2 tRNA genes and 1 rRNA gene are annotated in these 346 nt (G+C 53.2%); all 3 read left to right on the top strand.

Going from position 1 to position 346, the window contains the following annotated elements:
- Positions 1 to 60, top strand: a 16S ribosomal RNA gene (locus P353_RS27470); the annotation flags it as partial.
- Positions 61 to 152: 92 nt separating this feature from the next.
- Positions 153 to 229: transfer RNA gene (locus tag P353_RS07500), tRNA-Ile, on the top strand.
- A 28-nt stretch (positions 230 to 257) separates the two neighbouring features.
- Positions 258 to 333, top strand: a tRNA-Ala gene (locus tag P353_RS07495).
- Positions 334 to 346: the final 13 nt, after the last annotated feature.

The following is a 346-nucleotide window of genomic DNA, read 5'->3' as shown; positions in this document are numbered from 1 at the left end:
ACTGGGGTGAAGTCGTAACAAGGTAGCCGTATCGGAAGGTGCGGCTGGATCACCTCCTTTCTGGAAAAATGCTGCTTCAAATTGAACGTCCACACTTATCGGTTGTTGGAACAAGCCAGGTGGCCTGCTGAAAACAGTAGGCTGCATGGAATGGGTCTGTAGCTCAGCTGGTTAGAGCACTGTGTTGATAACGCAGGGGTCGTTGGTTCGAGCCCAACTAGACCCACCAAGATTCCAATATCTGGTCAGAGGATCCCGGGGGATTAGCTCAGCTGGGAGAGCACCTGCTTTGCAAGCAGGGGGTCGTCGGTTCGATCCCGTCATCCTCCACCAAAAATGATAGCGC

Origin of the sequence: Comamonas testosteroni (assembly GCF_000761245.1) — a bacterium.
GTDB classification, from domain to species: Bacteria; Pseudomonadota; Gammaproteobacteria; order Burkholderiales; family Burkholderiaceae_C; genus Comamonas; species Comamonas testosteroni_C.
The sequence above is the reverse complement of the archived record's forward strand: the minus strand, read 5'-3'. Positions and strand labels throughout refer to the sequence as shown.